The following is a 17372-nucleotide window of genomic DNA, read 5'->3' as shown; positions in this document are numbered from 1 at the left end:
AACCTCGCGTTACCCCTGCGCAGCCTCACGTTGCCGCTGCGACGGCGCCTCTAAGCTGACGCAGGATTATCGTGCGCCCAAAAATGCACCCAACTAACCGGTCTCTGATTGCGTCATAGATTATCGTGCAATCCGCTTCGCGATTGCACGATAATCTATATTATGTCAGCTTTAACCGAAAACCCCACCCTCCTAGCCTGACCACCAATACCGGCGCTACCCCCAACACCACGGGAATCTAACTGCAATAATCCAGACATGGATCCAGAGCTCACAGCACCCAATCGATTCGGTCGACTCATTGAGCGTCGCGACGACCGAGACTTTCCGTATTACAACGGTGAGCCAATGACGGTGGCAACGTGGAAATGGTTGCTCATTATTGTGGCGTGTGTGCTCGGGTTTCTGGTGCTCATCTTGGTGCCAAGTTCCGACGAGATCACCGGGCTGATCCCGCGCATTCTGTTCCCGGCAATCCCCCTCACACTCTTCATCGTGTTTACCGGCAAGCACTGGTCGGCCATTTTCCGTCGCCTCACGGGCCGCGACTGGCTGACGATGGTTGTGTTCTGGTTACTCAACCTCGCCGTGACGTCTCTGGTGGGCATTCTCGTGGCGGCGCTCTTCGGCGCCAATGCAAACACCGCCGCTGATGGGCTCGCCGACGCTGGCGGGGCCGAGATCCTCGCGTTTTTCGTTGGAACAGGCATTCAGCTTTTCGGGGAAGAGATTTTCACCCTTCTCCCCTTCCTCGCGGTGATGTACTTGTTCTACTCGAAGGCAAAGTTGAGCCGCAAGACTTCAATCATTCTCGCGTGGCTCATTACGGCCGTCTGGTTCGGGGCCGCGCACCTGCCGACCTACGGCTGGAATGTTGCTCAGGCACTGCTTGTCATTGGCACCGCGCGCCTCGTGCTCACACTTGCGTTCATACGCACAAAGAACATCGCGGTGTCGACCGGGGCCCACATTCTGAACGACTGGAGCACCTTCGGTTTTGTGATCCTCACCTCTGCGGCGATGACGGCGGCATAGTCTTTAGTCGGCCTCAGCGTGTTGCTCAGCGCCAGCGTGTTCCTCTGCCTCGCGCTGCGCCTTTACCCGCTGTGCTGCCCTGTGGATCCGCTCGTTGAGCTCCGAGATGAGCGTTGCAGTAACGACGCCGATCGCGAAGAAGCCACCAACCATCAGTGTGACAGCGAGCACCCGGCCAGGCACGGTTACCGGCACAAAATCTCCGTAGCCCACGGTTGCGATTGTGGCGAAGCCCCACCACAGCGCATCACCAAAGTTCACAATGTTTGCGCCCGGAGCATCTCGCTCGACGAGCCACACGCAATACGAAGCGGTGTACACCAGCATGAACGTGAACAGCGAGGTGGTGAGTATGTAGCGGATGCGCTGAGCGCGTCCTGAGCCGTGCCGAAACACCGGGAGCCGCCAGATATAGACAAGAATGAGAAACGGTCGAAGGAACGGCAGCACCAGGCTCGCCAGGTCGAGCGATCGAGTGGCGAGAAAATGCCTGCGGTCCGCGCCGGCCATACCCAGACGAATGAAATAGTCGACTGCAAACCAGACCCAGAGCAGCGGGAGCGTGGCAAGTGCAAGCGAAAAGAGATCCGCCCGTGTCCCCTCGTTAAAAAAGGTCCAGGTCAAGATCGTGACAAAAACAACGGAACCCAAAAACAGCGGCCATGCCGTTCGCATTTCCCACTTCTCGACGCGCTCGATACCGTCTTTGGTCGGGCCTGTTTGCCGCTTCATCGTCGCCCTCCAAAACTCGATCGCACCAAGTGGGTGCGGGCACGAGTTTATCGCGCGGTGAGGCGCGCAGAAATCGCGCCGTGCGGGCGAGATCCCGGATCGGCCCGAGACTCGACCTCGACGATTTCGAAGCCTGCGTCTTCCAGCAGTCCCACGAGTTCACCCACTGGCCAAAAATAAGCTGTCACGACCGCATGGTCAAACGGCTCGACGCTGGCCCCCTCAAAGAACCCGAGCGCGAGCTCTGCTCCCGGACGCAAGAACGAGGCAAGATCACGAAGCATCTCCCCCATCTGCGCTGGCGGCACGTGAATCAGTGAGTACCAAGCCAGAATTCCTCCTAGCGAGTTAACAGCAACCCCAAGGTTCGGCATTTCCGCTCGGCGATACACACTATCGGGATACCGAAGTGCCGCTTCAGCTAAAAACTCGGGTACCGGATCGATGCCGACCACGTCGTTCCCTGCCACCCTCAGAAATTCCGTCCAGTGCCCTGGTCCGCATCCCGCGTCAATCATCGGCCCACCGCAACGCCTCGCCCAACGAAGCACGAACTCACGATCCGCTACGTGGGTGGCCTCCATGTTTCCAAGCACATCTGCGTACTCTGAAGCCCTGTTCGCATACGCGTGTCGCACGACAGCGGCGACGTCATCGACGTCATCGACGCCATCGGCGCGAGGTTCCACCTTTTCAGCTTTTCGGTGTGGGGCGAGGATCCTCGTCGCTCGGAGGAGCATCAGTAATGATGAGCACCTCCCCCGGTTTCGCGAAACCGGTTCCACTCGTAGATGTTTCCTCGTAGATGACTCCCCCGGAGCCCATTTCCACTCGCGCAACAATTTCAGCCCGGAGTTGCCTGAATGCCAGCCAGAATAACCCGATCGCAGCCACAATCGCCGCGGTCAGCAGCACGGGGAACCACTCCTCAATGAAGCAGCCGACGAGGATCACAAGAACGTGCCACACAGTGAATCCGGCAACGTCAAGCCATGACACAGCTTTGTTCGCACGAACCGATGGGCGCGCACGAACCAAAAACCCCAGAACCAACTGGCCGATCAGCACAGACGGGATCGCAACGAACAGCACCCAGAGGAAAACCCACCCTCCAGCCTGAAACACGCCCCACCCGACAAGAAGCCAGAGCGGCAGCACAATCGCAGCCGGAAAGAGCCACCAGTAAAACGCCCGTCGCAACCACATGCTTTGAGCTTAGACCCGCTGCGTTGTATACGCCCCGGTAATTCGACGTGGGCGAACACACAGCCCTCTCCCCCAATACTCTGGTTAACTATTCGGGTGCTTGAGGAGTCCAACGTGTATGTAAAGATCTGTGGGCTACGCGATGCCGATGTGGCACAACATGCAGTGAATTTCGGTGCCGATGCGATCGGTGTGGTGATGGGATCACTTCGCCCACGTGACGCTAGCCCCGAAACTGCGGCGAAGATCGTGTCGACGGTTAAGGCCGCGAGCACGCGGGTAGATACCGTATTGGTAGTCAACCGGATCCCTGCGTCTGAGGCGGCCAAAATGGCTCGGGATCTGGGCTTTGACGTGCTCCAGCTCCACGGCGATGCCTACGAGCTTGAAGACTTTACAGAAGCGCGGGCGATCCTGCCTCGTGTGTGGCGTGCGACCTCACTCGCGACACACCCGGAGCTGCAATCGGGCGAGTATTCCGAAGAGCATCTACTTGTCGACGGAGCGCAACCCGGGTCTGGAGAGACGTGGGACCTTGCACGGGTTAAGCCGGGTGCTCTGGGCGCGGAGTGGATCCTCGCAGGAGGCCTTACTCCCGAGAACGTTTCGGCGGCGATTTCGGCCACCTCGCCGTGGGGTGTTGACGTTTCTAGCGGCGTGGAATCCGCGCCCGGAGTGAAAGATCTCGCCCGCGTTGAGCGATTCATTCGCGCCGCCAAACAGTCTTGAGCTGAACAACCGATTAACACAATCCCAACAATGAGATGGCGCTCAGCGCGGCTTCGTTGTAATCTGTCCGTTATGTTCAAGCGAGGCTGTTACTTGCGAAGCTCCGCCAACACGGGGGTCGCATGGTAGACGCTCCTCCCCCGACACCGGTTCAGTATCCTTCCCGCAGGTCTCTCCGCGAGCAGCGCGAGCGGCAGCATTCCCCGGCACCGGTTCCTCAGGAACCATCGGAAGTAACCAGCCCGGCTCTGCTCAGCACACCCACCCGACGCTCCGAACACGTGGCCACACACACCGCCTCCGTTCGGGTCCCCGCTCTCACACATGTGCCACTCGTGGCGATAGAGACAGAAACCTCCGAGCCCAAGCGCCGGCACCCCTTCATTAAGGTGGCCGCAGGAGGCAGCGTGTGCGCACTGTTGCTCGCACTCTCAATCCCTCTGACTGAAAACGCAAACTACAACGAACCCGCCGCTGCGGCGCAGCAGCGACTATTCAGCACTGCGGAAGCCCCCGAGGCCATGGCAGATTCTTTTAGCGACATCGTTGCCGTTGAAACGCTCGACTCTTCGCCCACCTCTTTCACGTTCCGCCCTGACGCTCTCGTGAATTATCCGTTTGTTCAAACGGTGATGCTCACGGACCCGTTCGGATACCGCACTGCTCCCGTTGAGCAGTTTCACGACGCTCAAGATTTTGCTGCGGCGGCAGGAACGCAGGTTCAGGCGATCGCAGATGGCGAAGTGCTTGAGGCTGGCTTCGCAAATGACGGCTGTGGGTTCGGCCTCAAACTCGAGCACAATATCGACGATAAGAACGTTACGAGCCGCTACTGTCACATGCAAATGGGGTCTCACACACTCAAAGTTGGCGATGACGTCAAGATGGGCGATCCGGTCGGCCGAGTGGGCAACACTGGGATGTCGTTCGGGCCACACCTGCACCTCGCGCTTGTGCTTGATAAGAAGCCGATCGATCCAATGCCGTTCCTGGCGAAGTACAGCCGTATGGATCGCACTCGCACCAACCACTAGATCCAGTCACAACTACGCAGTTGCGCTTCGCGCCGTCTTCCTTGGGCACTAACCGTCAGCCACGTACCCGCGCCTCGAACATGCTCGTGAGCGGATCAGCGATGCTGTTCGTGACAAGACTGGTCCTCTGCAGCGCTTCAGTGGCTCTTCGCAAGCGTCGCAAAAGACATCGGCCAGTTGCTGTATGCCTGAACACAAAAGAGCAGCGGCTAGCCCATTAGGCCTAACCGCTGCTCATGTGTCGCCGGCAGCGCTATTCAGCGCTGGAATACGCAGATGTCGCGCTGACCCAGTCATCAAGCTTCGCTGAAGCGCGACCCGAGTCGATGGTGTCTGCGGCGATCGAGATCTTTTCAGCCAAGCGCTCAAGCAGGGGCTGCTCGACTGACTCCGGGCGACTTGCTAGGTCATACGCGACCAGGCCGGCCGCAGCGTTCAGCAGCACAATATCGCGAACCGGGCCCTTGTCTCCCGCAAACAAGCGGCGCACAACGTCGGCGTTCTCATCAGGAGTTCCACCGACGAGATCGCGGATCTCGGCACGCGGGATGCCGAGGTCACGAGGATCTATGTCGTGTTCCGCGAGTCCACCGCGACTTACCTCCCACACGCGCGAGTGGCCGGTGGTCGTGAGCTCGTCAAGACCATCGTCGCCTCGGAACACGAGGGCCGACGCGCCGCGAAGCCGAAAAACGCCCACAAAAAGTGGAACACGATCAATATCAGCAACACCGACCGCAGAAGCTTCAGGTCGCACCGGGTTACACAGTGGTCCGAGAAAATTAAACACCGTCGGAATCCCCAGTTCTGAACGAACCGGAGCAACGTGACGGAAGCCGGGAAGAAACCGAGCTGCGTGCACAAAGGCAATACCCGCTTTGGCGAATGACTCGGAGAGCTGATCCGCGTCGAGGGCCAGATTCACGCCGAGTGCGCTCAGAACATCGGAAGAGCCCGAGAGGCTGCTCGCAGCCCGATTTCCGTGCTTCACAACTGGTACACCCGCAGCTGCCGCGGTCACAGAAGCCATCGTTGACACGTTGACCGTTCCGAACCGGTCTCCCCCGGTACCGACAATGTCTAGCGACATTGCGGGCAGGGAGATAGGCAACGCTTCCGCAAGAATCGCGTCACGAAACCCAATTACCTCATCGATCGTGACGCCTTTTGAACGAAGCGCAACAAGAAAGGCACCCATTTGTGCACCGGTTGCAGCTCCGGTCATGACACGAGACATCGCCCATTCTGCCTGCGAAACACTGAGATCTTCACTATCCAAGAGGGTAGTCAGCACGGAGGGCCAATTGCGTTCATCGATCATGAAGCAATCCTATCGAGTGGCCTCAGCGCGTCGCGTGCACACAAAGGCCTCTCGGACGCGGTAAGCTTACTCAGGAAGTTCGCAGAAAGTTCGGCGCGCCGCGCCCAGGCAAAACGCACACCAAACTTTCAGCCATAATGGAGGGGTGACTACGACCACTATGAATACGAAGTCAGCCGTGCCCGCGGTGAAGCGACCAAATATCGTCGCCGTCGGTACGATCGTGTGGCTCGGCAGCGAGGTTATGTTCTTCGCTGGCCTCTTCGCGATCTATTTCACGCTGCGTGCCATGAATCCAGACCTATGGGCAGAACAAGTGGAGAAGCATAACTTCACATTTGCTCTGATCAACACGCTGGTTCTTGTTGCATCATCATTTACAGCTCAGGCGGGCGTCTTCGCCGCTGAGCGGATGCAGCCCAGAGCCACCGGACGGGGCCTACGCAAGTGGGGCACGGTTGAGTGGTTCTACCTCACCTTCTTTATGGGTGCCATCTTCGTGGCCGGCCAGGCTTACGAGTACGCAACGTTTGTTTCAGAAGGAATTCTGTTCAACGGTGATCCTTACGGCTCTGCGTTCTACTTGACCACTGGCTTCCACGGAATCCACGTGACTCTCGGCCTCGTTGCCTTCTTGCTCGTGATTGGCCGTATCTACGCGGTCAAGAACTTCGGGCACAAAGAAGAGACCAGCGCCGTTGTTGTGTCCTACTACTGGCACTTCGTGGATATCGTCTGGATCATCCTGTTCATCGTCATTTACGTCCTCCGATAGAGATCAGGAGAAATCGACATTATGGCTCGCGCCACTAAGAACGTCCGTAAGTCGGGCCGTCGGCATCCATTTGCAACCGTTGCTCTCGTAGCAGTGGGACTCTTGGTTACCGGCGCTGCCTACGCAGGATTCAGCCAGACCTCTGCGACTGCAGAGATCGACCTCAACTCGGCAAGCACCATTTCACAGGGCGAGAAGCTCTTTGGTGCGAACTGCGCAACCTGCCACGGTGCTGGTGCACAGGGCACAAAAGACGGCCCCTCGCTCGTGGGCGCTGGAGCCGCATCCGTAAACTTCCAGGTCGGCACCGGGCGTATGCCCCTCGCTTTCCAGGGACCACAGGGCATGGTGAAGCCCAAGCAGTTCTCCGAAGAGCAGACACTGCAGATGGCTGCTTACGTAGCATCCCTCGGCCCTGGACCGGGACTTCCCGAGACTCGTTACCTTAAGGGTGACGGCGATGTCGCAGCGGGCGGCGAGCTGTTCCGCATCAACTGCGCAATGTGCCACAACGTTGCAGCCGCAGGTGGAGCCCTGACTCAGGGCAAGATGGCCCCGAAGCTCACTGGAGTTCCAGCCACACACATTTACGAAGCAATGGTGACTGGCCCGCAGAACATGCCGGTCTTTAGCGACACCAACATCTCCCCTCAGGAGAAGGCCGACATCATCTCGTACCTCAAGTACATCGAAGAGAAGCCATCAGTTGGCGGCCTGACTCTCGGGTCACTCGGTCCAGTAGCTGAAGGTCTGTTCGTTTGGATCATCGGTCTTGGAGCGGTTGTCGCCCTCACCGTTTGGGTCACTGCAAAGTCGAACTAGTCGACAGCGCAAACAGAATTCATGAGTCAGGAACCAAGGAGCAACATGGCAGAGGAAGCGAAGAACAGCGGCGTGAATGACGCCGTTGTCGCAGCCCAGAGCCACAGCGCAGACGGGGCAGCAGTGGGAACCGCTGTGCTCTCTTCTGATGCAGTGCAAAATCCGGGCCTTCCCCCGCATCGGGAACGTGTAACGGATCTCGATCCCAAGAAGGCAAAGCGTGCAGAGCGCACCGTTTACACCCTCTTCTACATCTCAATTGTGGGCAGCCTCGGCGCAGTGCTTGCCTACATGTTCTTCCCGATCGAAACGGGAGAGCTGCTGGCAGTTCGACTCCACACAATGTTTGTGGGAATCGCCATGGCACTCGCCCTCCTCGCCGTTGGTATCGGTGCTGTCCACTGGGGCAAGGCACTCATGGCCGACCACGAGTCGATCGATGAGCGTCATCCTGTGCCCAGCAACCAGGAAACTCGCGAAGATGCAGCGGAGGTCTTCACCCTCGCTGACAAGGAGTCGGGCTTCTCGCGTCGTTCACTCGTTCGCAACAGCCTGATCGGTGCACTCATCGCTTTCCCGCTTCCGGGTATCACCCTGATGCGTAGCCTGGCACCCCAGGATCGCGATCCCGTACAGCTGCTGAAGCACACCATGTGGGACAAGGGCATTCGTCTTGCCCGCGACCCTTCGGGCGTTGCGATCAAGGCTTCTGATGTCACCATCGGCTCGGCCTTCCACGTTATTCCTGAGACCCTCACCCACGAAGAGTTCTCGAAGCTCTCACTGGAAGAGCGTGGCGGCAGTGAGAACTTCCTCGATGCCAAGGCCAAGGCCATCGTTCTGCTGATGCGTCTTGATCAGTCTCAGCTGAAGGAGCTTCCGGACCGCAAGGACTGGTCGTACGACGGCATCGTCGCTTACTCCAAGGTTTGCACCCACGTTGGTTGCCCCGTTGCCCTTTACGAGCAGCACACTCACCATTTGCTCTGCCCCTGCCACCAGTCGCAGTTCGACGTGTCAGAGCACGCAAAGGTTGTTTTTGGACCTGCGAAGCGCCCGCTTCCGCAGCTGCCAATCACTGTCGATAAGGACGGCTACCTTATCGCGCAGAGTGATTTCCATGAACCTGTCGGCCCGAGCTTCTGGGAGCGTCTCAAGTGAGCAGCACCGTAACTGAATCCCCCGCACAAAACGGAACCCGTTTTACGTCTGCGGCGGCAAACTATATCGACGACCGCACCAAGATTGGTGTCGCCGTCAAGGAGTTCGGCCGTAAGGTCTTCCCAGACCACTGGTCCTTCCTCCTTGGCGAGGTCGCCCTCTACAGCTTCGTAGTGATTCTGATTTCGGGCACCTTCCTCACCCTGTTCTTCCAGGCATCGATGGTGGAGACGGTTTACACCGGCCCTTACCTCCCGATGAAGGGCGTCGAAATGTCTGCGGCTATGGCCTCGACACTCGATATCTCCTTCTCGATCCGCGGCGGTCTGCTGATGCGCCAGGTTCACCACTGGGCAGCACTGCTGTTCGTGGCGTCCATCGGCCTCCACATGCTGCGTATCTTCTTCACGGGAGCCTTCCGCAAGCCGCGCGAGCTCAACTGGGTCATCGGTTTCGTTCTCTTCATCCTTGCGATGGCTGAGGGCTTCACTGGCTACTCACTCCCCGATGACGTTCTGTCGGGCAACGGTCTCCGCATTATCGACGGCCTTGTGAAGTCGATCCCTGTGATCGGCACCTACTTCTCGTACTTCTTCTTCGGAGGCGAGTTCCCGGGTACCGACATTGTCGGACGCCTCTACATGCTGCACATCATGGTGTTGCCGGCCCTTGTGATTCTGTTCGTCGCGCTTCACCTCGCGTTCGTTGTGATCCACAAGCACACGCAGTACCCTGGCCCCGGCAAGACGCAGCAGAACGTTGTGGGCTTCCCCGTTCTCCCCGTGTACGCGGCCAAGGCCGGTGGATTCTTCTTCATCGTCTTCGGTGTGATCGTGCTCATCGCGTCTCTTGTCAGCATCAACTCCATCTGGGCTTACGGACCATACGACCCCTCACCGGTGTCCGCTGGTACCCAGCCTGACTGGTACATCGGCTTTGCCGACGGCATGCTGCGATTGATTCCGCCGGGCTTGGAGACCGAGTGGTTCGGCTACACCTGGTCCTGGAACATGTTGATCCCCATGGCAATCATGGGCCTCTTCCTCGTGCTCGTTGCTATCTACCCGTTCATTGAGTCCTGGGTAACTGGCGACAAGCGAGAGCACCACATCCTGGATCGCCCGCGCAATGCTCCAACCCGCACCGCGATTGGCGCTGCCGGCGTCACGTTCTACGCGGTCATGTGGGCCGGCGCAAGCTCGGACATCGTGGCAACACACTTCCAGCTGTCGATGGAGGGCGTGATCCACACGCTCCAGGCACTCCTCATCCTTGGACCGATCATCTCCTACGTGGTCACGAAGCGTATTTGCCTCGCGCTGCAGAAGAAGGATCGCTCCATCGCTCTGCACGGCTACGAGTCGGGTCGCATCGTTCGACTGCCCGGTGGTCAGTACACCGAGATTCACAAGCCGCTCAGCAGCTACGAGCAGTGGGAGCTGGTCAGCTACCACGACTACGCTCCGCTGATGCTCCGTCCAAACGACGATGGCAAGATTCCATTCTCCAAGCGTCTGCGTGCTGGATTCAGCCGCTGGTTCTTCGAGGACAGGATCGTTCCCCCGACCAAGGGTGAAATCGAAGAGGGACACAACGAGGGCCACTAGTCCCTGAGTGTCTTTCAGACAGCGCATCGTTAGACAGTGCAACGTCAGACAGTGCAATGGGCCCCGCAGGTACTTCCTGCGGGGCCCATTGCGTTTGCTCCACTGAAAGGATCGAGTCATGGCCGAGATCTTTACGCGCCACGTCGTGAAGGGACAACCCCAAGACCTGGTTGCGGTCTCTTCTCTGGCCGAAGCCCTGCAGCAGTCAGCTGAAGATTCGTCACTGGCCAGTCACACTGTGCTGACGCACCCCAACCCTCAGCTCATTGCTGAGCTCGCTGAGATTTGGGATCTGCACCCCATGCTCACCGAGGATCTGTTGCAGGCGGGGCAGCGCCCCAAGCTCGAGCGCTACGGCGACGTGCTTTCGCTCGTGCTGCGATCTGCACACTACGTGGACGAGCTCGAAGAGGTTGTGTTTAGCGAGTTCCACCTGCTCGTAAAGTCGCGCGCCGTTCTGATCGTGTGCCAAGACGGGCGCCTCATCGACGGCACGGAGATCCCCGAGGATCCCGAGCTAGCCGCCAAGACCCTGCGCACCACCGCACTCGCGAGTGTCCCTGACGCATACCTCAAACACCTCGGTACCGAGGGAGTTGTGTATCGCCTCATCGACGCCGTCGTCGACTCCTACTCCCCCGCTTTGGACGGGCTTCAGTTCGATCGCGAACAAATTGAGCGCCAGGTGTTCAGCGGAGATGCGGCGGCCGCCGCACGCATCTACCTGCTGAGTCGCGAGGTCATTGACGTGCTGCACGCGACCACCGCTCTCACGCGACTCGTGCAAGGGTTGCGCAATGGCGCAGATAAGTATGCGATCCCCGACGAGTTACAGACCTATCTGGAAGACGTCGCGGATCATCTCGCACACGTGCTCACTGAGACGATCGAACTCAAAGACGCACTTTCACAAATCCTGAACGTCAACGGCACGCTTGTCGCGCAGCGGCAGAACGAGGATATGAAGAAGATCTCGGGCTGGGCCGCGATCCTCTTCGCGCCAACCCTCATCGGCGCCATTTACGGAATGAACTTCGACAACATGCCGGAGCTGCACTGGGCCTTTGGCTATCCGCTTGCGCTGCTGTCGATGGTGGGCCTCGGCACCGGGCTGTGGATCGTCTTCAAACGCAAGAAGTGGATGTGACGGTGTGCCGGTGACGGCGTAGCTCCGCTACCGGCCCCCACACCGTCACTCACGCTACACCGGCACCGGCACGCCCTTCAGTGCTCGAAACTACCCCTTTCGATAGTCCGTTACCAGGCGGTAGATGAACGCGGCCATAGCCTGCCGCGACAGATCGTCCTTGGGCCAGTATTCTTTTGCGCCGCCCACCCTGTTACCGGTAGTCAGGCCTTCGTCCCACATCCAGGAGATCTCTTTGTAGAACTTCATACCCGGCTTCATATCGGTCATCGGTGACACGCTCGGAGCCCTGTAGCTCTTTACTGCAGAGTTCTTCGACGCCTCAAGGCGGTAGATGAACGCAGCCATCGCCTCACGCGACAACGACAGGTGCGGGCGGAAGGTCGGTTTGCCCGTTGGCTCGGCCCAGCCGGTTGCGTAACCCATCTCATGCATCCAGGCGACCTCCTTGTAGAACTTGTCGCTCGGCTTCATGTCTCGAAACGGGGACACCTTCGGCGCCCTGTAGTTTTTCGGGGCCTCCATGCGGAATATGAACGCCGCCATCGCTTGACGCTCAAGATTCCAGGTTGGGCGATACTCTGGTTTGCCCGCCGGCATGCGCCAACCTGTGGCGTACTTCATGCATTCCATCCAGTCGATCTCTTTATAGAACTTGTGGGTCAGAGGAGCGTCAGAAAATACTGGAACGGGTCGGGGTGCGGAACAGGGCCCAACGAAGCCCTTCTTATCGATGGTGATCGAAAACTCTTTCGTGGCGAACACACCGCCTATGTCGGCTCTGATGGTGAATCTGAACGTGCCGGTTTTCGTTGCCTTGCCCGCAATCTTCCCGCTCACCGCATCAAATGTGAGACCGTCAGGCAGCGCTCCACCGTCGATAGACAGCGTTGCAACACCGTTTCCCTTCGTCGTAATGGTGGCCGCATACACGTCGCCTACGGTTCCCTTCGGCAGAGAGCCCGGCATGATCTGAGGCACCACAACCTCGGGCTCAGTTACCTCAGTCCAGGTTGCGTGAAGAACGATGTCGGCGGTTACCGGTGAGCTCGCGAAGTCGTAGCTGGCTCCGTCGAGGGTCCAGCCTGCAAAGGTGTGTCCGTCGCGACTTGGATCAACGGGCGCGGAGACAACAGCGCCGTGTAGTACACCCTCAATTGGGTCGACCCCGCTGCCGCCGTTCGATTCGAAGGAAACCGTGTAGGTTTGTGGCGTCTCGTAGGCACCCACATCACTCAGCGGGGTCTTGCGATCCACACCGTTCTGGGCCTGTGAAAGCGTGCGCGCACCCTCGATCGCCTTGTATGCTGCACCATCCGTTCGGATGGGGGCGACGAAGTTCGTCTCGGAAACCTTCTCAAGTGTTGCGGAGGTGTTGACAGTGAACAGGCTCGGAGCGTAGGCCAGGGTCGTTTCGCTGTAGGTGACTGCCGGGTTGGCCAGCTTCGGAAGCACCGAATCCTTCACCCGAATCTGCGTTCCGGTACCGTGCACTCCCAGCGCGTTTGACAGGAACGTGGACGAGTCAATAGCGACCGCCGAGGAGTAAGCGCTCACTCCTGAGCCGCCGAGAACCGAGCTATTTCCGGCGAACGTGCTGTTGATGATTGTGTTGTCGGGAGAATTCTCGTAGTAGACAGCGCCGCCATACCTGGTGGAAGTGTTGTCGATAAACGTCGAATTGCTGATCGTCGAATTCGGTGTGGTCATGAAGCCAATTGCTCCACCGCTCTGGGCGACCGCGATTTTGGTTGAGTTTCCCCTAAAGAGAGAGTTGTCGATCAGCACTGACTTCAGGTTCGGCGTTCCAAAGATGCGGATGGCTCCGCCCGTGCTCAGATTGCCACTCGCGGAGCTGAAGTTGTTCGTGAATATGCTGTTCGTAATCTCAACGGTGCTGTCTGCTACCCCGGGCTGCTTAACGCTGATGGCGCCACCGTACTGGTTCTGGTTGCCGACGCGCTTATTGCCGTCAAAGACAGAATCGTTGATGCGAACGTTTCCACTGCCCTCGGAGCTGATGGCTCCGCCGTCGCTTCCAGCGGCAGCGCTATTGTTCGTAAAAGTCGAGTGATCAACCTCGAGCGCGCCACCGGTGACCCGAATGGCACCACCCCCACTGACACCGTCGCCGGTGTGATTCGTCTCAAAAACTGTGTTGTTCGCGATCACGTTACGAGCGGAAACACCACCACTCTTCCCCTCAACACCCGTGAAGCGGATGTTACTGAGGTTCAGAGTGCCATTCTCCGCACGAATAAACCGGGGGCCACCGTCAAGCTGCTCCCCATAAGGAACTGGGTCACCGGGTTTCCGCTCGGATCTGTTGCGCCAACGAGGGTCACGCTGATCGCTCGCGTGTTGTTGATCTGCTGAGACGAACCAGCACTCATTTCAAACGAGTACACGCCCGGGTTGAGTTCAATAGTGAGATCTGAGGTGGCAGCTTCGATCTGAGCTTTGAGCTCTTCTGCGTTCTCCACTGCAGCGTGTGCGGCATTCGGCGAGGCCGTAGCCACTATAGGCGACAAAACTAGCGCGGCAGCCACTCCCAAAGCAGCGGCTCGCGAGAATCTTGCGGCTCCCCCGGTAATCCCCAACCCAAACATTCGTTTCCAATCAGTATGTGCGCGCAAACAACACATGAAATCGGCGCGCGCCAGATGAGTCCCCCTTGGACACGAAGAAATTCTTCAACTCAACCCCCGGCCGAGTCAGAATCGCTTCAAAGGGCCTACAACGCAAAGTGCCGAAGACTTAATACGCAGATGTAAGTTTTCCCCAGTCATAGAGTAACACCGGCGTGTGGGCTCGCACACGGAGTCGCACTTCTTCAGTACGCGGAGACTCAGATGTCAGTAGCTCTAAGTAGTTCCAGTGCTCCGTCTACGAGCAACTCGTTAAACCGTGGATCACCCAGTTCGCGCTTCAGTGCGGCGACAGAACTGGGAAGCAGGTGCACCAAGAGTGGATCATTCACCGCAGCGACCGCTTGGTAGAGAAACACGGAGAACGCAGGATCGACGGACGCCTCAGGATCAGAGGCGTGAGCCGAGGCGCGCTGAAAGCACGCGAGAAATAGCTCCTGCTTGTTGGCGAAGTTAGCGTAGACGTGGGGTTGTGGCACGTCAGCGCGAAGCGCGATCGCCCCTGTCGAGGCACCCTGGTACCCGAACAGACCAAACTCAACGAGTCCCGCTTCAATTAGGAGCTCGCGATTTTCCCCGGGTCTACGCCGCGGTCGACGCGAGGACATAGCCTAGGAGAGGTCGAGGATCTTGCGGTAGTGCTCGCCCATGGGCTCGAAGCCACGATGGTTGTAGAACGAGCCAATTCTCGAGGTAGAAGCAGACAGCTGGCGCACACCACGCCCCATGCAGTAGTGCTCGTTTGCCTGCATGAGCCTGTCACCAACACCGTGGCCACGGGTCGTCTCATCAACAACAATCTCTTGCAGATGAGCGGTGAGGCCGGGTGCGTGAAGCAGGCGGGATACGGTCATGAGCGAGTAACCCACAACCTTGCCGTCGAGCTCAGCGACAAAGAGAACGTTTGCCTCTTGGTCGCGGTGACGCAGGATGTTGTCGAGCGCCACAAGAAACTCGTCGCGACCGATGGCCTCGCGGCCGGTTTGATACTGACGAGCCAGAGCGAAGAGCGCTGTTGCGTCTTCGCTCTGGCCGCGTCGAATAGAGATGCTCACAGGTATGGAACCTAGCGGGCGAAGTTACCGCGGTAGTACTCGTAAACCCAGCCGACAACGCCGACGATCACGAGAGGCAGCGACAGGAATACCATCCAGAACTGGAATCCGATGCAAACACCGAGGATCACAAGACCCAGAGCGAAGGCAAGGAAGATCGGCCACCAGCTCCACGGGCTGAACTCACCAATCTCAGGATCTCCGTCATCGATGTCAGCAAGATCGCGGTCAGCAACCTGAACGCCACCCTGCTTCTTCTTCACGAGGCCCAGGTAGGACGCGATGAATGCGGTCAGGCCGCCGGAGAGCAGGATCGCGATCGATCCGGCCCACTCGGGACCACCGTGGACATTGATGTTCCAAACGGTGTAGACCGTTGAAAGGATGATGAAGTAGGCCGTCAGCAACCAAAAGATAACAATGTTTGATTTCATGATTCAGTTTGCCTCCGGTTACTTCTGCTCGGCAATCGCGGGAGCCGGCTTTGGCTGCTCTACACCACTCACTTCAGGGTGGTGCAGATCGAAAGCAGGAGACTCCGAGCGGATGCGCGGGATAGAGGTGAAGTTGTGTCGCGGTGGCGGGCAAGAGGTTGCCCACTCGAGCGAACGACCGTAACCCCACGGGTCATCAACAGTGACCTTGGGTGCACGACGCGCAGTAATGTACACGTTCAGCAGGAATGGGATCACAGAGACACCCAGCACCATCGCACCGACGGTCGACAGCTGGTTGCCCCAGGTGACGCCATCCGCGGGCAGGTAGGTGTAGTAACGACGCGGCATGGCCATGACGCCCAGCCAGTGCTGCACGAGGAAGGTCATGTGGAAGCCGATGAAGAGCACCCAGAAGTGGATCTTGCCAAGACGTTCGTCGAGCATCTTGCCGGTCCACTTTGGCCACCAGAAGTAGAACCCTGCGAACATCGCGAAGACCACGGTACCGAAGATGACGTAGTGGAAGTGAGCCACAACGAAGTAGGTATCGGAGAGGTGGAAGTCAAGTGCGGGCGATGCCAGGATGACACCGGTCAGACCACCGAACACGAAGGACACGAGGAAGCCGAGCGACCACAGCATGGGGGTCTCGAAGGTAATCGAACCGCGCCACATGGTGCCGAGCCAGTTGAAGATCTTCACACCGGTCGGGACCGCGATGAGCATGGTCATCAGAGCGAAGAACGGCAGCAGCACTGAACCGGTGACGTACATGTGGTGAGCCCACACCGTCATGGAGAGCGCAGCAATCGAGATCGTTGCGTAGATCAGAGTCTTGTAACCAAAGAGCGGCTTACGACTGAAGACCGGGAAGACCTCAGAGACAATACCGAAGAACGGCAGCGCGATCACGTAGACCTCTGGGTGGCCAAAGAACCAGAAGAGGTGCTGCCAAAGGATTGCGCCTCCCTCACCACTGTAAATCTGAGCCCCGAAGATACGGTCTGCTGCGAGGCCAAATGCCGCGGCTGCAAGAACTGGGAAGATCAGGATGACCAGGAGTGAAGTGATAAGCGTGTTCCAGGTGAACACCGACATACGCCACATGGTCATGCCGGGAGCGCGCATCGTAATGATGGTCGTAATGAAGTTAACGCCACCGAGAATCGTTCCGAAGCCGCTGAGGCCAATGCCGAGGACCCAAAGGTTTCCGCCGATACCCGGAGAATAGGTCATCTCAGAGAGAGGCGCGTATGCAAACCAGCCGAATGAAGCAGCACCCTGCGGGGTGAGGAAGCCACCAACAGCGATCAGCGATCCAAAGGTGTACAGCCAGAACGCGAAGGCGTTCAGACGCGGGAACGCCACGTCGGGTGCACCAATCTGGAGCGGCATGAGCGCGTTCGCGAACCCGGCAAACAGCGGGGTTGCAAACATCAGCAGCATGATCGTGCCGTGCATGGTGAACAGCTGGTTGTACTGTTCCTTCGTCGGAATTATCTCGAGGCCCGGAGCAAAGAGCTGCGCACGGATCAGGAGAGCCATCAGGCCGCCGATCAGGAACCACACGAAGGAGCTGATCAGGTACATGTACCCAATCACCTTGTGGTCCGTGGACGTCAGCCACGAGACAATGATATTGCCCTTCTTCATGTTGCTATCC

The 17372-nt window shown here is 58.5% G+C and carries 18 protein-coding genes; 8 read left to right on the top strand and 10 right to left on the bottom strand.

Features of this window, described 5'->3' with window-relative positions; translation table 11 throughout:
• Positions 1-258: 258 nt before the first annotated feature.
• Complete coding sequence (locus G7068_RS00615; RefSeq protein WP_166287436.1) at positions 259-1035, top strand: CPBP family intramembrane glutamic endopeptidase; 777 nt, start codon at positions 259-261, stop codon at positions 1033-1035.
• A gap of 3 nt (positions 1036-1038) precedes the next feature.
• On the opposite strand, the gene G7068_RS00610 is transcribed toward G7068_RS00615, so the two are convergent.
• The 3 genes from G7068_RS00610 to G7068_RS00600 are packed head-to-tail and all read right to left on the bottom strand — an operon-like array spanning position 1039 to position 2973.
• A complete protein-coding gene (locus tag G7068_RS00610) occupies positions 1039-1767 on the bottom strand; it encodes a potassium channel family protein (RefSeq protein WP_166287433.1) in 729 nt (242 codons plus the stop codon).
• A 47-nt stretch (positions 1768-1814) separates the two neighbouring features.
• Positions 1815-2456: a class I SAM-dependent methyltransferase gene (locus tag G7068_RS00605; RefSeq protein ID WP_244304572.1), complete on the bottom strand. Its 642-nt coding sequence runs from the start codon at positions 2454-2456 to the stop codon at positions 1815-1817.
• A gap of 4 nt (positions 2457-2460) precedes the next feature.
• Entirely contained in the window at positions 2461-2973 is a 513-nt protein-coding gene (locus G7068_RS00600; protein ID WP_166287427.1) for an MFS transporter permease, read from the bottom strand.
• Between the two features lie 114 nt (positions 2974-3087).
• Here G7068_RS00600 and G7068_RS00595 point away from each other — a divergent pair, with 114 nt between their 5' ends.
• Positions 3088-3702 (top strand): phosphoribosylanthranilate isomerase, encoded by a 615-nt coding sequence (locus G7068_RS00595; protein WP_166287424.1) that lies wholly within the window; start codon positions 3088-3090, stop codon positions 3700-3702.
• Between the two features lie 407 nt (positions 3703-4109).
• The gene (locus tag G7068_RS00590) at positions 4110-4736 is read left to right on the top strand and encodes a M23 family metallopeptidase (RefSeq protein WP_244304570.1); all 627 of its coding nucleotides are present in this window, start codon (positions 4110-4112) and stop codon (positions 4734-4736) included.
• A 253-nt stretch (positions 4737-4989) separates the two neighbouring features.
• On the opposite strand, the gene trpD is transcribed toward G7068_RS00590, so the two are convergent.
• Complete coding sequence (gene trpD, locus G7068_RS00585; RefSeq protein WP_166287418.1) at positions 4990-6057, bottom strand: anthranilate phosphoribosyltransferase; 1068 nt, start codon at positions 6055-6057, stop codon at positions 4990-4992.
• A 160-nt stretch (positions 6058-6217) separates the two neighbouring features.
• Between trpD and ctaE the strand changes: the two genes are divergently transcribed.
• The 5 genes from ctaE (at position 6218) to G7068_RS00560 (ending at position 11569) form a co-directional block, all read left to right on the top strand.
• A complete protein-coding gene (gene ctaE / locus G7068_RS00580; RefSeq protein WP_166292913.1) occupies positions 6218-6832 on the top strand; it encodes an aa3-type cytochrome oxidase subunit III in 615 nt (204 codons plus the stop codon).
• 21 nt (positions 6833-6853) lie between these two features.
• Positions 6854-7654: a cytochrome bc1 complex diheme cytochrome c subunit gene (qcrC, locus tag G7068_RS00575; protein WP_166287415.1), complete on the top strand. Its 801-nt coding sequence runs from the start codon at positions 6854-6856 to the stop codon at positions 7652-7654.
• Between the two features lie 45 nt (positions 7655-7699).
• Positions 7700-8815 carry a cytochrome bc1 complex Rieske iron-sulfur subunit gene (qcrA, locus tag G7068_RS00570; protein ID WP_166287412.1) on the top strand — a complete coding sequence of 372 codons (1116 nt, stop codon included), beginning with the start codon at positions 7700-7702 and terminating at the stop codon, positions 8813-8815.
• Positions 8812-10422, top strand: a complete 1611-nt coding sequence (gene qcrB / locus G7068_RS00565) for a cytochrome bc1 complex cytochrome b subunit (protein ID WP_166287409.1) — start codon at positions 8812-8814, stop codon at positions 10420-10422. Before qcrA ends, qcrB begins: the two co-directional genes overlap by 4 nt.
• 118 nt (positions 10423-10540) lie before the next feature.
• Positions 10541-11569: a magnesium and cobalt transport protein CorA gene (locus G7068_RS00560; protein WP_166287406.1), complete on the top strand. Its 1029-nt coding sequence runs from the start codon at positions 10541-10543 to the stop codon at positions 11567-11569.
• Between the two features lie 90 nt (positions 11570-11659).
• On the opposite strand, the gene G7068_RS00555 is transcribed toward G7068_RS00560, so the two are convergent.
• From G7068_RS00555 to ctaD, 6 genes are all read right to left on the bottom strand, one after another.
• A complete protein-coding gene (locus G7068_RS00555; RefSeq protein WP_166287403.1) occupies positions 11660-13741 on the bottom strand; it encodes an InlB B-repeat-containing protein in 2082 nt (693 codons plus the stop codon).
• A gap of 62 nt (positions 13742-13803) precedes the next feature.
• Positions 13804-14052, bottom strand: a complete 249-nt coding sequence (locus tag G7068_RS00550; RefSeq protein ID WP_166287400.1) for a hypothetical protein — start codon at positions 14050-14052, stop codon at positions 13804-13806.
• Between the two features lie 365 nt (positions 14053-14417).
• Positions 14418-14825, bottom strand: coding sequence for a TetR family transcriptional regulator (locus G7068_RS00545; RefSeq protein WP_166287397.1), 408 nt, complete (start codon positions 14823-14825; stop codon positions 14418-14420).
• Positions 14826-14828: 3 nt separating this feature from the next.
• The gene (locus tag G7068_RS00540) at positions 14829-15272 is read right to left on the bottom strand and encodes a GNAT family N-acetyltransferase (RefSeq protein ID WP_166287394.1); all 444 of its coding nucleotides are present in this window, start codon (positions 15270-15272) and stop codon (positions 14829-14831) included.
• Between the two features lie 11 nt (positions 15273-15283).
• Positions 15284-15706, bottom strand: coding sequence for a cytochrome c oxidase subunit 4 (locus G7068_RS00535; RefSeq protein WP_166287391.1), 423 nt, complete (start codon positions 15704-15706; stop codon positions 15284-15286).
• 18 nt (positions 15707-15724) lie between these two features.
• Positions 15725-17362, bottom strand: coding sequence for an aa3-type cytochrome oxidase subunit I (gene ctaD, locus G7068_RS00530; protein ID WP_205881320.1), 1638 nt, complete (start codon positions 17360-17362; stop codon positions 15725-15727).
• Positions 17363-17372: the final 10 nt, after the last annotated feature.

This window comes from Leucobacter viscericola, from assembly GCF_011299575.1.
Lineage (GTDB): Bacteria > Actinomycetota > Actinomycetes > Actinomycetales > Microbacteriaceae > Leucobacter > Leucobacter viscericola.
This window is presented reverse-complemented; position numbering and strand designations above follow the sequence as displayed.

Coding starts and splice junctions, on each gene's coding strand:
- G7068_RS00535 (WP_166287391.1), bottom strand. CDS start 15,706: ATGAAATCAAACATTGTTATCTTTTGGTTGCTGACGGCCTACTTCATC.
- ctaD (WP_205881320.1), bottom strand. CDS start 17,362: ATGAAGAAGGGCAATATCATTGTCTCGTGGCTGACGTCCACGGACCAC.
- G7068_RS00600 (WP_166287427.1), bottom strand. CDS start 2,973: ATGTGGTTGCGACGGGCGTTTTACTGGTGGCTCTTTCCGGCTGCGATT.
- ctaE (WP_166292913.1), top strand. CDS start 6,218: ATGAATACGAAGTCAGCCGTGCCCGCGGTGAAGCGACCAAATATCGTC.
- G7068_RS00545 (WP_166287397.1), bottom strand. CDS start 14,825: ATGTCCTCGCGTCGACCGCGGCGTAGACCCGGGGAAAATCGCGAGCTC.
- trpD (WP_166287418.1), bottom strand. CDS start 6,057: ATGATCGATGAACGCAATTGGCCCTCCGTGCTGACTACCCTCTTGGAT.
- qcrC (WP_166287415.1), top strand. CDS start 6,854: ATGGCTCGCGCCACTAAGAACGTCCGTAAGTCGGGCCGTCGGCATCCA.
- G7068_RS00610 (WP_166287433.1), bottom strand. CDS start 1,767: ATGAAGCGGCAAACAGGCCCGACCAAAGACGGTATCGAGCGCGTCGAG.
- G7068_RS00615 (WP_166287436.1), top strand. CDS start 259: ATGGATCCAGAGCTCACAGCACCCAATCGATTCGGTCGACTCATTGAG.
- G7068_RS00560 (WP_166287406.1), top strand. CDS start 10,541: ATGGCCGAGATCTTTACGCGCCACGTCGTGAAGGGACAACCCCAAGAC.
- qcrA (WP_166287412.1), top strand. CDS start 7,700: ATGGCAGAGGAAGCGAAGAACAGCGGCGTGAATGACGCCGTTGTCGCA.